Origin of the sequence: Halomonas sp. 1513 (assembly GCA_001971685.1) — a bacterium.
Taxonomy (GTDB): Bacteria; Pseudomonadota; Gammaproteobacteria; order Pseudomonadales; family Halomonadaceae; genus Franzmannia.
On sequence record CP019326.1, the window covers coordinates 2,617,724 to 2,631,300 of the forward strand.

General features: G+C 69.5%; 14 protein-coding genes. 3 read left to right on the plus strand and 11 right to left on the minus strand.

Annotated features, from left to right (window positions below):
• Together BWR19_11820 and BWR19_11825 are read right to left on the minus strand one after the other, a co-directional pair.
• Positions 1 to 2,142, minus strand: coding sequence for an ATP-dependent DNA helicase DinG (locus tag BWR19_11820; GenBank protein APX93565.1), 2,142 nt, complete (start codon positions 2,140 to 2,142; stop codon positions 1 to 3).
• A gap of 8 nt (positions 2,143 to 2,150) precedes the next feature.
• Positions 2,151 to 3,425, minus strand: coding sequence for an ATP-dependent RNA helicase RhlB (locus tag BWR19_11825; protein ID APX93566.1), 1,275 nt, complete (start codon positions 3,423 to 3,425; stop codon positions 2,151 to 2,153).
• A 169-nt stretch (positions 3,426 to 3,594) separates the two neighbouring features.
• Between BWR19_11825 and BWR19_11830 the strand changes: the two genes are divergently transcribed.
• Positions 3,595 to 3,831, plus strand: a complete 237-nt coding sequence (locus BWR19_11830) for a hypothetical protein (protein APX93567.1) — start codon at positions 3,595 to 3,597, stop codon at positions 3,829 to 3,831.
• On the plus strand, positions 3,831 to 4,646 hold the full coding sequence (locus tag BWR19_11835) for an exodeoxyribonuclease III (protein ID APX93568.1): 816 nt from the start codon (positions 3,831 to 3,833) through the stop codon (positions 4,644 to 4,646). Before BWR19_11830 ends, BWR19_11835 begins: the two co-directional genes overlap by 1 nt.
• Before the next feature lie 3 nt (positions 4,647 to 4,649).
• Here BWR19_11835 and BWR19_11840 read toward each other — a convergent pair whose 3' ends face one another.
• From BWR19_11840 to BWR19_11880, 9 genes are all read right to left on the minus strand, one after another.
• Entirely contained in the window at positions 4,650 to 5,444 is a 795-nt protein-coding gene (locus tag BWR19_11840) for an iron transporter (protein APX93569.1), read from the minus strand.
• Positions 5,441 to 5,848, minus strand: a complete 408-nt coding sequence (locus BWR19_11845; protein ID APX93570.1) for a biopolymer transporter ExbD — start codon at positions 5,846 to 5,848, stop codon at positions 5,441 to 5,443. The genes BWR19_11840 and BWR19_11845 overlap by 4 nt, the downstream gene beginning before the upstream one ends.
• Complete coding sequence (locus BWR19_11850; GenBank protein APX95005.1) at positions 5,841 to 6,386, minus strand: flagellar motor protein MotA; 546 nt, start codon at positions 6,384 to 6,386, stop codon at positions 5,841 to 5,843. Before BWR19_11850 ends, BWR19_11845 begins: the two co-directional genes overlap by 8 nt.
• Entirely contained in the window at positions 6,379 to 7,713 is a 1,335-nt protein-coding gene (locus BWR19_11855) for a flagellar motor protein MotA (protein ID APX93571.1), read from the minus strand. Before BWR19_11855 ends, BWR19_11850 begins: the two co-directional genes overlap by 8 nt.
• Positions 7,710 to 8,444: a hypothetical protein gene (locus BWR19_11860; GenBank protein APX93572.1), complete on the minus strand. Its 735-nt coding sequence runs from the start codon at positions 8,442 to 8,444 to the stop codon at positions 7,710 to 7,712. The genes BWR19_11855 and BWR19_11860 overlap by 4 nt, the downstream gene beginning before the upstream one ends.
• 114 nt (positions 8,445 to 8,558) lie before the next feature.
• Positions 8,559 to 9,368 carry an ABC transporter gene (locus BWR19_11865; protein APX93573.1) on the minus strand — a complete coding sequence of 270 codons (810 nt, stop codon included), beginning with the start codon at positions 9,366 to 9,368 and terminating at the stop codon, positions 8,559 to 8,561.
• On the minus strand, positions 9,365 to 10,471 hold the full coding sequence (locus BWR19_11870; protein APX93574.1) for an ABC transporter permease: 1,107 nt from the start codon (positions 10,469 to 10,471) through the stop codon (positions 9,365 to 9,367). The genes BWR19_11865 and BWR19_11870 overlap by 4 nt, the downstream gene beginning before the upstream one ends.
• 27 nt (positions 10,472 to 10,498) lie before the next feature.
• On the minus strand, positions 10,499 to 11,464 hold the full coding sequence (locus tag BWR19_11875) for an ABC transporter permease (GenBank protein ID APX95006.1): 966 nt from the start codon (positions 11,462 to 11,464) through the stop codon (positions 10,499 to 10,501).
• 47 nt (positions 11,465 to 11,511) lie between these two features.
• Positions 11,512 to 12,432 carry an ABC transporter substrate-binding protein gene (locus BWR19_11880; protein APX93575.1) on the minus strand — a complete coding sequence of 307 codons (921 nt, stop codon included), beginning with the start codon at positions 12,430 to 12,432 and terminating at the stop codon, positions 11,512 to 11,514.
• A gap of 216 nt (positions 12,433 to 12,648) precedes the next feature.
• Here BWR19_11880 and BWR19_11885 point away from each other — a divergent pair, with 216 nt between their 5' ends.
• A complete protein-coding gene (locus BWR19_11885) occupies positions 12,649 to 13,575 on the plus strand; it encodes a LysR family transcriptional regulator (protein ID APX93576.1) in 927 nt (308 codons plus the stop codon).
• The last annotated feature ends 2 nt before the right edge of the window (positions 13,576 to 13,577 follow it).

The following is a 13,577-nucleotide window of genomic DNA, read 5'->3' on the forward strand; positions in this document are numbered from 1 at the left end:
TCAGGGCAGCTGCGCTACGCCGTCGATCTCACGACTGAAAGGCGGTAGCGCATCGAGCAGCGCGCGGCCGTAGCGCCGCGTCAGCACCCGGCGGTCGAGCAGCGTGATGCGTCCGCTGTCCTGCTCCTTGCGGATCAGCCGGCCGCAGGCCTGGACCAGCTTGATCGAGGCATCGGGGACACTGATGCGCATGAAGGGGTTGCCGCCGCGGCTCTCGATCCACTCGGCAAGCGTCGCCCCCACCGGATCGTCGGGCACCGAGAACGGCAGCCGGGTGATCACCACGTGGGTCAGATAGTCGCCGGGCAGGTCGATCCCCTCGGCAAAGCTGGCCAGACCGAAGATGATACTGCCCTTCCCGGCGTCGACCCGCGCCCGGTGCCGCTCGATCAACTCGCGCTTGGGCAGGCGATCCTGGGCCAGCACCCGCTCCGTCTGCGCCTTGGGCAGCGCTTTCTCCACCGCGCGCAGCTGCGCCCGCGACGAAAACAGCATCAGCACCGCCTCACGGCTGTCCAAGCCCTCGATGAAATCGACGATGGCCCGCTCGTGGGCCTCGCGATTGCCGGGGTCCACCGCTTCGCGTGGCACGCTGAGCACCGCCCGCGAGTAGTCGAAGGGGCTCGGCAGGCGCTGGTAGCGGTAGCGGTTGGCCAGCCCGGCGCGCTCCTGCAGGCGCTCGAAGCGGCCCAGCGCGGTCAGCGTGGCAGAGGTCACCACCGCGCCGTAGCAGCTGCCCCACAGCGTCCGCGCCAGGGTGTGGGCGGCGGAGACCGGGCTTGCCGAATAGACCAGCTCGGGCTCGCCGGCCACCGGCTCGAAGGTCAGCCAGCGCGCTCGCGGCGGCTCGGCCGGGTCGTCCTCCTCGCTCATCGCCAGCCACAGGGCATGCGCCTCGAGGGCGCGACCGTGCAGCAGCGCGATCAGCGGCAACCAGGGTTCGGCCTGCTCCTTGGGTAGCCCGGTGTGCTTGTCCGGGTCGAGGCTCTCGCGCAGGATATCGGCCATGCTCTCGAGGTTGCGCGCCAGGGCGGCGAACACCACCACCAGGGCGCTGGCCTGCTCGCGCAGCGGCAGCGGCGCGCGCCCCATCTCGAAACGGTGGTGGCGGCTCTCGTCGCCGCTGCCCTGGGGTAGCTCGGCGAGCTGATGCCCCAGCGCCATGACCTCGCCCAGCCGCGGCTCGATCGCCGCGATGGCCTCGGGAAAGCCGGCCAGCAGCCGCGCCAGGGTAGGCTGCACGGCGAGTGCCGCATTCAGCTCGGTAAGCGATTTCTTCAGCGTCCTCAACCAGCGCAGCGCACCGTTGACGGCGAAGCGGTGGGTAAAGTGCTCCACCGCCTTGTCCGGCAGGTGGTGGCCCTCGTCGAAGACATAGATGCAGTCGGCGGGCTTGGGCAGCACCATGCCGCCGCCCAGCGACAGGTCGGCCAGCACCAGGTCGTGGTTGGCGACAATGATGTCGGCGCTGTCGAGGTGGCGGCGGGCACGAAAGAAGGCGCAGGCGTTGAAGTGCCCGCAGCGGCGGTTGGTGCACTGGCGGTGATCGGTGGTCAGCCGCCGCCACTGCGGATCGGCAATGCTCACCGGCCAGCTGTCGCGGTCGCCGGCCCAGCGGCCGCTACCGTAGGCCTCGGCGAGCTCCTTGACCAGGGCATGGAAGTCGTCGCCGTCGCGCGCCTCCATGGCCTGCTCGAACAGCGATAGCGTGGGGTTGTCCTCGACGCCGTCGAGGGCCTTCTCGAGGTTGGCCACGCACAGGTAGCGACCGCGCCCCTTGGCCAGGGCATAGTCGAAGCTCAGCCCACTGTGGGCCTTGAGCGACGGCAGGTCCTGATGCAGCACCTGCTCCTGCAGTGCCACCGTGGCCGTCGAAATCACCAGTCGCTTGCCGCGCGCCTGGGCCACCGGCAGCGCGGCCAGCAGGTAGGCCAGGGTCTTGCCGGTGCCGGTGCCCGCCTCGAGCACGCAGACGTGCTCATCGCTGACCCGCTTGCCGCTGTCGTCGGCCTCGATGCCCGCCAGGGTGCGGGCGATCTCGGCGATCATCAGCCGCTGGCCGTAGCGCGGCGTCAGCTCAAGCCCCTCGAGGACGCGGCGATAGGCGGTCTGGATATCGCCCTTCAGGGCCTCATCGAGCATGGGAGCGCCTACAGCAACCCTTCGGGCGGATGCTCGCAGGGCAGCTTGTCGTTGATATAGCGCTCGATCTCGGGCAGCGAGAAGGCATCCTCTTCGCCGACGAAGCTGATCGATACACCCTTGGCGCCGGCGCGACCGGTGCGGCCGATGCGGTGCACGTAGTCTTCCGGATCCTCCGGCAGGGTGTAGTTGATCACGTGGCTGACGTCGTCGATATGGATGCCGCGCCCGGCCACGTCGGTGGCCACCAGCACCTGCACGTCGCCCTCACGGAAGCGCTCGAGGGTCTTGATGCGCTGGGCCTGCGGCACATCGCCGGAGAGCATCGCCACATTGATATCGGCTTTCCTGAGCAGCTCATCGAGCTTGCGCACCAGGTCGCGGCGGTTGCCGAACACCATCACCCGCTCGAAGCTCTCCTGCTTGAGCAGATTGATCAGCAGGCGCTGCTTGTCGTCGTCGCCGACCATGTAGACGCGCTGGTCGATGTCGGCGGCGTTCTCCACCGTGACTTCGATCTCGACGTGGGCCGGATTCTCGGTCCACTGGCTGGCCAGGTTGAGGATGTCCTCGGTGAAGGTCGCCGAGAACAGGAAGGTCTGACGCTCCTCCTTCTTGGGCGTATGCCGGATGATGCGCTTGACGTCGGGAATGAAGCCCATCGACAGCATGCGATCGGCCTCGTCGAGCACCAGCACCTCGACCTGGGTCAGGTCGACGTCACGCTTTTCATGGAAGTCGAGCAGCCGTCCCGGCGTGGCGACCAGGATATCCAGGTTCTTGCCCAGGTTATCGCGCTGCTTCTGGTAGTCCATGCCGCCTACCACGCTTGCCACGTTGAGGTCGGTGAAGCGCGCCAGTGCCTTGGCATCCTTCTCGATCTGCAGCGCCAGCTCGCGCGTCGGCGCAACGATCAGGGCGCGCGGCGCACCGGGCTTCTGACCATTGGGCGTCTCCTCCTCGAGGAAATAGGCCAGGATCGACATCAGGAATGCCGCGGTCTTGCCGGTACCGGTCTGGGCCTTGCCGACGATATCGCCGCCGAGCAGGGTCTGGGCCAGCGCCTCGGCCTGGATCGGCGTGCAGTATTCGAAGCCCTGGGCATGGATCGCGCGCATCAGCGGCAGCGGCAGATCGAAGTCGTGGAAGCGCCACTTGCCCGCCACCGGCGGGACCTGGAACTGTCGCAGATCCCAGCTGGATTGCGACTTGCGCGGCTTGCGGCGACGACGCTTGGGCTTGCGGTTCTGGGCCGGTGCGGTGGTCTTTTCCGACTCGCTCATAGGCTGTGATTCTGTCCGTAATGTCTGTGGATGTGATACGCGCCCAAACCTGTCTGGACGTTTTCAAGCGGCCTATTGTAGCAGCCATTGACGATCAGGGCGCCCCCGGCTGTGTGGTACCCGCCGCGCCTGTTAGAATGGCGCCACACAGTATAGGGAGTCATGCGTCATGACACGCAGGAAGAAGACCCGTTCGCTGGCCGACAAGGTGACGCTGCGCACCGGCAAGCGCAAGGATTTCAAGAAATGGCGCCACGAGAACCCCGACCAGGTCACCTCGTCGCGCCGCTTCACCGAAAAGAAGCGCCAGCAGCGCAAGCTGCAGGCGGTTCGCAAGCTGGCGCGTCAGCAGCAGGCGCCGAGCATCCAGGTGCATCCCGAACGCGCCCCGGAGCGCGACGACTGATGCGCCTGGTCTCGTTCAACATCAACGGCATTCGTGCCCGGCTGCATCAGCTCGAGGCGCTGATCGAGGCGCACCGCCCGGCGCTGATCGGCCTGCAGGAAACCAAGGTGCAGGACAGCGAGTTTCCTCGTGAGGCGGTGGAGGCGCTGGGCTATCGGGTCTACTTCCACGGCCAGAAGGGCCACTACGGCGTGGCCATGCTGTGCCGCGACGAGCCCGAGGCGGTGCACTATGGCTTCCCAGACGATGACCACGACGCCCAGCGGCGCATGATCGGCGTGCGCCTGGCGATGCCCGACGGTGAGCCGCTGACGGTGTGGAACGGCTACTTTCCCCAGGGCGAGAACATCGAGCATCCCACCAAGTTCCCCCACAAGCAGCGCTTCTATGCCCAGCTGTCGCGACTGCTGGAGGAGGAGTGCCGCCCCGAGCAGCGCCTGGCGGTGATGGGCGACTTCAATATCTCGCCCCAGGATATCGATATCGGCATCGGCGAGGCCAATCGCAAGCGCTGGCTGCGCGAAGGCAAGACCAGTTTCCAGCCCATCGAGCGGGAATGGCTGGGCCGCGTCAAGGCGTGGGGACTCAGCGACAGCTACCGGCTGCGCTATCCCGAGATCGATGACCGCTTCAGCTGGTTCGACTACCGCTCGCGAGGCTTCGAGCGCGAGCCTCGCCGCGGCCTGCGTATCGACCATATCCTGGTCACTGCGCCGCTCGGCGAACGCGTGGCCGACGCCGGTATCGACTACCAGCTGCGCGCCATGCCCAAACCCTCGGATCACGCCCCGGTGTGGACCGAACTCGACCTGTGACGCCTACCTGAGCTGAAACTCGAGGCGCTGGCGAGCGCGCCGCCGCTGGCCGCTCGCCTCGAACTGCCACTCTGCCACCGCCGATTCCGCGGCCTGCTCGAAGACCTGGCGCGGACGCGCCTCGACCACCTCGATGGATGAGCGGTCGACGCTACCGTCGGGGCGAATCAGGAAGGTCAGTTCGACGTGCCCTTCCATGCCGCGGCGCTGAGCGCGGCGCGGATACTCCGGCGGCACCCGGTGGGTCGGGGTGGCCGCGCCGACGTCGACCGGCGCCTGTTCGGCCTCGCCCTGTTCGCTTCCCGGCTGGCCGGCGAAGGGCTCGGGGGCAAGCTCGGCTGACGGCGACTCGCTAGCCTGGGACGCATCTGGCTCGGGCTGCGGCTCGGGTTCAGGCTGTGGTTCGGGCTCGGGCTGTGGTTCGGGTTCAGGCTGAGGTTCGGGCTGTGGTTCGGGCTCGGGCTGTGGTTCGGGTTCAGGCTGAGGTTCGGGCTCGGGCTTAGACTCGGGCTCGGGCTTAGACTCGGGCTCGGGCTTAGACTCGGGCTCAGGTACCGCCACCTGGCTATCAGCCACAGTTGCCGGCTCCGGCAAGGCGGGTGGCGTCGGCGGCTGCGACGCGCTGTCGACCGGCGCCGCCACCCGCTCGGCAGCCGGCGCGTCGCTGACGCTCAGCGGCAGCGGCATCTCCACCACCTCGACATCGGCCTCCGGCGGTGTCACCAGCAGTGCCAGCAGCCAGAACAGCAGCAGCGCCAGCAGGCTACCGCCGACGACCGAGAGCGGCACCCGGCTCATGGGCCGCCCCGGATCGCGGCCACCGCCACATCGTCTACGCCCGCCTCGCGCAGCCGATCCATGACCTCGACCAGCAGGCCGGTGGTGGCGGCACGATCGGCCTGGATCACGACACCGCCTTGCCCGTTGACCAGCGCGGCCACCTCATCACCGACTCGATGAGCATCCACCGGCCGGCCGTCGACCCACACCGCCCCTTCCGGCGTCAGCGCCACCATCACCTGGGCATCGGGACGCGGCGAGGCGGCGCTCGACTCGGGCCGCTCGATCTCCACTCCGCTTTCACGAATGAAGCTGGTGGTGACGATGAAGAAGATCAGCATGATGAATACCACGTCCAGCATCGGCGTCAGGTTGACCTCGCTGGCGTCCTCACTCACCGCATGGCGTCGACGTCTACGCATGGGCGTCCTCCGCGGCGCGGGCCATGCGGTCGTGCAGCCGCTGGTCTTCGCGCCGGATGATGAATTCCAGCCGGGAGGTGAACAGCAGTCCCACCACCGCCACCGCCATCCCGGCCAGGGTCGGCAGCGTCGCGCGGGCCACGCCGTCGGCCATCGAGCGGGCCTGATTGGCATCCCCCATGGCCAGGCCGTCGAACACGCCGATCATGCCGGTCACGGTGCCCAGCAGGCCGAGCAGCGGGCACAGCATGACCAGCAGCTTGAGCCACGGCAGCGGCCGGCGCAGCCGGGCGATCAGTTCGCGGGTCCACACCTCGCGCAGGGTTCGCGCGCTCCAGCTGACCTGGTCGCGGCGCGCCACCCAGCGCCGTATCAGCGCACGCCGCTCAGCCCGCCAGCGGCCGCGAAAATACCACCAGCGCTCCAGCGACAGGCTGAACAGCAGCATCGCTACCACGCCGATCGCCAACAGCACCGGCCCCCCGGCCTCCAGCAGGCGCGCGAGGGGCTGCCACAGCAAGCTCAACGAGTCAGACATAGGCAGCGGCATGGCGCGACCCATGTCGGGCATCGTCGGCGGGTTGGCGCTCGAGGTGTTCGGCAAGCGCCGCACTGGCCTGCCCTTCGAGCATGTCGGACAGCCGCCGACTGCGACTGACCAGCGCGGTATGTGCAAACAGCAGCGGCACCGCGGTGATCAAGCCGAGCACGGTGGTCACCAGCGCCTGGCTGATGCCACCGGCCATCAGCTGCGGATCACCGGTGCCGAACACCGTGATCGCCTGGAACGTCACGATCATGCCGGTCACCGTGCCGAGTAGCCCCAGCAGCGGCGCGACGGCGGCGAGCAGCTTGACCAGTGACTGGCCGCGTTCGAGCCTCGGCAGCTCGGCCAGCAGCGCCTCATCGAGACGTGCCTCGAGCGCTTCCGGTGCCTGACCTTCGCGCAGCGCGCGATACTTGCCGAGCACCCGGCCCAGCGGATTATCGTCGCGCAGCGCGTCGAGATCTCGGCGCTGACGGCGCAGTCGCCCGCCGACCCACAGCAAGTAGGCGTACTGGAACAGCGCCACCAGCAGCCCCAGGCCGCCCAGCGTGACCACCACGTAGCCCACCGCACCGCCCTGGTGGAAACGCTCGATCAGGGTGGGGCGCTGCGCCAGGGCGTCGAGTAGCCGGCCACCGGTCGGGTCGAGCATGACTCGGCTGCCTTCTCCGCGGGCGAAGGCGGCCAAGCGCTCGGCGGCCTCACGCGGCGTGTGCTCGACCACCGCCGGCGGCATCTCCGGTGACTCACGGCGCAGCCAGTCGGCGTCGCTGAAGGCCGCCATATCGCCCAGGCGGATCACCTCCCGCGAGGTCACGCGACCGTCGGCCCCTGCTACCGGCAGGGTTGCGCGCTCGACCCGCGCGCTGTCGGCGGTGAGCGCCACCAGCGCGGCGGCGACCGCCTCGAGGCGTGCCGGACTTGGCAGGCTGTGGGCGTCGCTGCGCGCCGGCAGCACGCCACCGTTCAGCGTCAGCCAGCTGCTGGCAAGGGAGTCGCGCAGCTCCCCCAGGTGGCGATCGAGGACCTGCGCCACGCCCTCGAGGTCTGCGGCCTGCGCGCTGCGCCCGGCCTCGAGCGCCGCACGCGCTTCGCCCAGGCTGGCCTGCTCGGCCTCGAGGGCATCGCGACGCTCGCCGGCCTCGATGCGTTCACTACGCGCCGCATCGAGCGCCGCCTCCAGCGCCGCCTGATCCTCGAGCAGCGCCTCCAGACGCGCGTCGTCGAGCGTCACGGCGGTGTGTTCGGCGGTCTGCGCCGCCGCCAGCGGCGCCAGCGCCCAGGTCAGCACGACCACTAACCACAGCCGGGCCATCATGCGCCCTCCTCGTCTGCCTGAGCCTCGTGCAACGGCTGGGATAGCGGCAGCGTGAGCAGCGCCGGGGCGCGCTGCTCGCGAACGATGCGCAGCGCATCGCGCAGCTGGCGGCGGTCGGCGTCGTCAAGCCGCTGCCACTCGCCGTCTGCCGCCTGCCACACCGCCGCGTCGCTGGCATCCGGGGTCAGGTAATAGAGGCCGACTCGCCCCCAGCGCAGAAAATCCACTTCGTGGCGCTCATCGAGCATCCCCCGCCAGGCGTCCAGCTCACGGCCGTAGTCGAGCTCGGCACGCCAGGCCGCCAGCACCCGGTCGAGGCGCTCGGCGGCCTCGAGATCGCCGTCGACCAGGCTGCGCTCGAGATTGGCCACCCGCGCGCGGCGCTCATCGCGCAGAAACGGCAGGTCGGCCTCGACCCACGCATCGAGATCCTCGACCAGCCGCCGCAGTAGCGGCGCCAGGGTCTCACGGGTACTTCCGGCGGCGATGCGCTGGGTCTCGGCCGCGGCCAGGTGCAAGCGCTGCTGGTCGTTGAAGCGCGCCAGTTCATCGCTGTAGGCCGTCAGTCGCCGGGTCTCGCTCTCGAGACGAACGAGTTCGCTGACGCGCGCGCGAGTCTGTTCATCCTCGGACGCCAGCCGCTCGGCCAGTGCCTCCGGCAGCGCGTCCTCGCCCAGCGCCGGGAATGCCGATGCGCCGCCGAGCGCGCAGGCCAGTAGCGCACCGCGCATGAAATATCGTGGGGAATTCGCCACTTGCTCCTCCCGTGGTGACTGCCGCCGCCGGCTCACCGGACGGCCGCTGGACAGGATAGCACCCCGCCCCCAAATAGCAATGACTTTCATTTACACCGAAACGGCGCGCCGCCGCAGATCGGAGAGCAGCGGTGTCCCGGTGGCCGGGTCGTGCAACAGGGTGCAGTCGATATCATACAGCTCGCCGACCAGTTCACGGGTCACCACCTCGCGTGGCGCCCCCTCGGCAACGATACGACCGTCGCGCATCGCCACCAGATGGTCGGCATAGCGACAGGCGCTGGCCAGGTCATGCAGCACCATCGCCAGGGTACGGCCCTCCCCGGCCAGGCGCCGTACCAGCTCGAAGACCTCCAGCTGGTGGCCCAGGTCGAGCGCCGAGGTGGGCTCATCGAGCAGCAGCAGCGGCGTTTGCTGGGCGATGGTCATGGCGATCCAGGCGCGCTGCCGCTGGCCGCCGGAAAGCGCCTCCAGCGGTCGCTCGGCCAGAGCCGCCAGGTCCGCTGCGGCAAGCGCCGCCTCGACAGCACCCTGGTCCTCCCACGACCACTGGCGAAGGAAGCCCTGGTGGGGCTGGCGGCCGAAGCGAATCAGGTCGCGTACCGTCAGCCCCTCGGGGGCAATCGCCTCCTGCGGCAGCAGCGCCAGGCGGCGCGCCAGTTCGCGGGCCGGCAGCCGCTGGATATCCTTGCCGTCGAGCAGCACACAGCCGCCGCCCGGGGCGTGAAGCCGCGCCAGCCCCGCCAGCAGGGTCGACTTGCCGCAGCCGTTGGGGCCGACGATGGCGGTCACCCGCCCCGGCGGCAGGCGCAGGTCCAGCGCCTCGATCACCCGCCGCTGGCCGTGGGCCAGGTCGAGCCGGCGCGCTTCCAACGCGCTGCTCTCAGCCACGTCTCTCATGCCAGACTCCTGTGAGGCCTCAACAATATCCACAGCAACCAGGGGCCGCCGACCACCGCGGTGACGATCCCCACCGGCAGCTCGATGGGCGCCAGAAGCACCCGGCCGAGCAGGTCGGCCAGCACCATCACCAGCGCCCCAGCCAGCGCCGAGGCGATGATCGGCACGCCGCGTGGGCAGGAGAGCGAGCGGGCGATCTCCGGGCCGATCAGCCCCACCATGCCCACCGGTCCGGCCACCGCCACCGCCAGCCCGGTGAGCAGCACCGACACCGCCAGCACCTGCCAGCGGCGGCGCCCCACCCGGGAGCCCAGCCCCTGGGCGACGGCGTCGCTGAAGCGCATCAGCGACAGCGCCCGGGACAGCTGCAGCGCCATCGTCAGCCCCACCGCCAATCCCGCGCCGAGCACCAACAGGGCCCCGGGAGGCCGCGCGTTGAGCGTACCCACCGTCCACGGGTAGGCCGCATTGGCGGTATCCATATCGACCCTCGCCAGCAGCAGCTGGGTGACGGCGCCGAACACCGCGCCCACCCCGATGCCGGCAACGATGAAGCGATAGCCGCGGCTGCCACCGCCGGCGGTCAGGCCGAAGGTGATCGCCGCCGCGGTTGCCGCCCCCGCCAGCGCCATTGCCGGCGGCGCCAGCGATACGCCGAGCCCCACCACCGAGGCCACCGCAAACGCCGTGGCGCCATTGTCGATCCCGATGATACCCGGCGTGGCCAGGCGATTGCGGGCCAGGGTCTGCATCAGGCAGCCGGCCACCGCGAACGCCGCGCCGGTCAGCCAGGCGGCCACCAGCCGCGGCAGGCGCAGTTCGATCACCATGAAGCGAGCCACGAGGTCGCCGCCGCCCACCAGCACCGCGGCCAGCGACCGCGGCGCCAGGTGCACACTGCCCAGTGCCAGATAGACGCCGCTGGCCACGAGCAGCGCCAGCAGCAGGCCGGCAATGGCCAGCGCGCTGCGCCGAGTGATCAGCAGGTTAACCTCGCCGCCGCCCGGCCACTGCCAGGCCAGTCGCCAGCAGCCGCTGGGCGCCGGCAGCGCAGGCGCCCGCTTGGCGACAGCGGCGTCACGCGCCAGAGGAAATAACGACATCATGTCTCCGCGAGTAGCGCATCACGATCACAGGGTCGGCATACGCCTGGCGCGCACCACCGCCACCAGCACCGGGGCACCGCATAGCGCGGTGAGCACGCCCAGGGGCATCTCCGACGGCGCCACCAACAGCCGCGACAGGACATCCGCCGAGATCACCATCAGCGGCCCCAGCGGCAGGCATAGCCACAGCACGCGACGGATGTCCGGCCCGGCCAGGGCCCGCGCCGCAAACGGCACCACCAGGCCAACGAAGGCGATCGGACCGGCGATCGCCGTGGCCGCACCCACCAGCAGCGCCACCACCACGATCACCAGCAGCCGCACCCGCCCCGGACGATGGCCAAGCCCCGCGGCCATCCGCTCGCCCAGCGACAGCGCCGCCAGCGGCCGGGCAATGCTCACGACGATGGCCGTGGCCAGGGCCAGGCCGGGCAGCACCGCCAGCAGGTCGTCGGCACGCCGCCCCGAGAGGCTGCCGATCACCCAGAAGCGAATCTCGTCGGCGGCGCGCTGATCGAACAGCAGCAGCAAGGCAGTCAGTGACCCCAGCAGGCCGGAGAATGCCGCCCCGGCCAGCACCAGGCGTACCGGGTCGCTGCCCACGCCGCGCAGCCGCGTTACGCTCAGCACGCACAGGCAGCCGGCCAGGGCGCCGAGCTGCGCGGCCGACACGCGCAGCGTGGTGGCACTGGCCCCCAGCAGCAGCGCCACCGCCACGGCAAAGGCGCTGCCCGCACTGACGCCCAGCAGGCCGGGCTCGGCCAGCGGGTTGCGCGTAACCGCCTGCAGCAGCGCCCCGGCAACGCCCAGCGCCAGCCCCACGGCGACACCGACCAGGGTGCGCGGCAGGCGCAGCGAACCGACCACGAAACGCGCCTCCGGATCGCCGCCACCCGCCAGTACCGCCAGCGCCCTGCTGGGTCCGACCTCCCCCGCCCCGAGCAGCACGCTGAGCAGTGCCACGCCCATCAACAGCAGCGCCAGCGTCATCCAGGTGGCGGCCAGGCGCGGGCCAGGCCTCGCAAGCAGGGCCTGGCTCACGGCAGCAGCACGCGCTCGAGGTCATCGAGGATCGCCTGGGCGGCCAGCGGCCCCTGGGCGCTGCTCCACAGCTGGCCGTCGACGCTGACCACGCGATCGCGCTGCACCACCGCGAGTCGCTCGAAGGCGGGCGACTGGCGGGCACTGGCCAGCGCCTCCTCGCCGTCTGCGTTGAGCGTCGCCAGGAACAGCCAGTCGTCATCGATGCGCGACAGGTTCTCGAGGCTCAGCGGATCGCTATGTCCGGCCTGCTCCGGCACCAGGCCGCCGTCGTGTACCTCGAGACCGGCAGCCGCCAGCACCCCGGTGCTGAACAGCTGCGACGACATCACCAACGGCCCCTGCGGCATCCAGCGAACCAGGGTCGCACCGCTGTCGATCCCGCGCTCCTCGATGGCCTGCGCCATCTCAGCGGCGCGCCCCTCGACGTCGACGATGGCCGCCTCGATCTGCTCCGCGCGGCCGAGTGCCTGAGCGTAGAGCCGTGCATCGTGCTTCCACGCCTCGCGGCTGAACCCTTGGCCCGGCGGCACCACGGTCGGGGCAATCCGCGACAGCAGCGCATACTGCTCATCGCTGAGCTGAGGCGGGGCCAGAATCAGGTCAGGCCGCTGCTGCAGCACCGCCTCGATATTGATCTCGCGCACCACGCCGACGATGGCGATCTCGTCCAGGTAGTCGTCGAGGTAGCGCGCCACGCCGTCGCCGCCACGGGTGGTCACTGCGCCCAGCGGCGTTACGCCAGCCGCCAGCGCGGTGTCCAGGGCACCTTCATGGAGCGTGACCACGCGTTCGGGGGCCGGGCCGACATCGACCGGACCGTGGGCGGTTTCCACGCTCTGTGCCTGGGCACCAGCGAAGAGTAGCGTCAGCGTCAGCGCCAACAGTGGGCGGCGCGGCAGCCATGTACGGAACATCCAGCATCTCCTGCATCAGCAACGAAGGGATTCGAGAGACACGATAGTAATGATTCTCATAAACTGGCGCATCAACATTGCATGCAACAACGCGTTGCCTATACTGCAACGCGACTCAAACACCAATGATAAAAAGAACCATTTATATATAAGCACCCCTTCATGGCATACTGGTGCTGCCCAGCCAGACCGAGGAACCTCCTGGATGCGCGTGATATGCACGATTTCGACGAACTGACCGCCTTCGATGCGGTCATGCAATCCGGCAATCTGACCCGCAGCGCCAGGCTCCTGGGCCTGTCCAAGTCGACGCTGAGCCGACGCATCAGCCAGCTCGAGGCGCGTCTCGGCTACCCGCTGCTGCGCCGTCAATCCAATCGCCTGCTGCCCACCGAGGCCGGTGCGCTGTTTCACGGCTACTGCCAGCGCATGCTGGAGCTGGCGCAGCAGAGCCAGGCGGCTCTCGCAGCGCTGCACCATGAGATCAGCGGTGAGCTAGTGGTCGACGTTCACGCTGCGCTGACCCGGCCCTGGGTGACCCAGGTACTGCACGACTTCATGACGCGCCATCCACGTATCGATGTCACCCTGAGAACCCACGGGCGCTTCCATGCCAGCGCCGAAAGCAGCGCCATCCATGTCACTCTCGGGCCCGTCATGGAGGAGAGCCTGCGCTGCGAACAGCTAACGCTGTTGTCCCGCGGCATCTACGCCCACCCGGATTACCTGGCACGCCACGGGCGTCCGCAGCAGCCTGAACAGCTGCTGGATCACCTTTGGATCGACCTGCTCGGCGATGCCGCGCACGGCCTGCCGCTGCGTCGGCGCGACGGTACACAGTTTCTGCTCCAGCCGCCGCGCTCGCGCCTGCGCCTCGACCAGCCCATGCTGCAGGCCGACGCCATCGCCAGAGGCCAGGGTCTCGGCATCATGCCGCGCTGGCTCGCCGAGCGCCGCGAGCGCGCCCATCCCGGTCAGCTCGAGGCCTGCCTGTCCGACTGGCAGCTCCCCAGTCTGCCGGTCAACCTGCTATACGCCCACGGCCATCAGGCGGGCAAGGTCAGCGCCATGCTCGACTTCCTGCGCCGCCATGTCCCGCCCGAATGGCACCCCCCGTCCACCGACCTCAGCGTTGCATCCTGAGC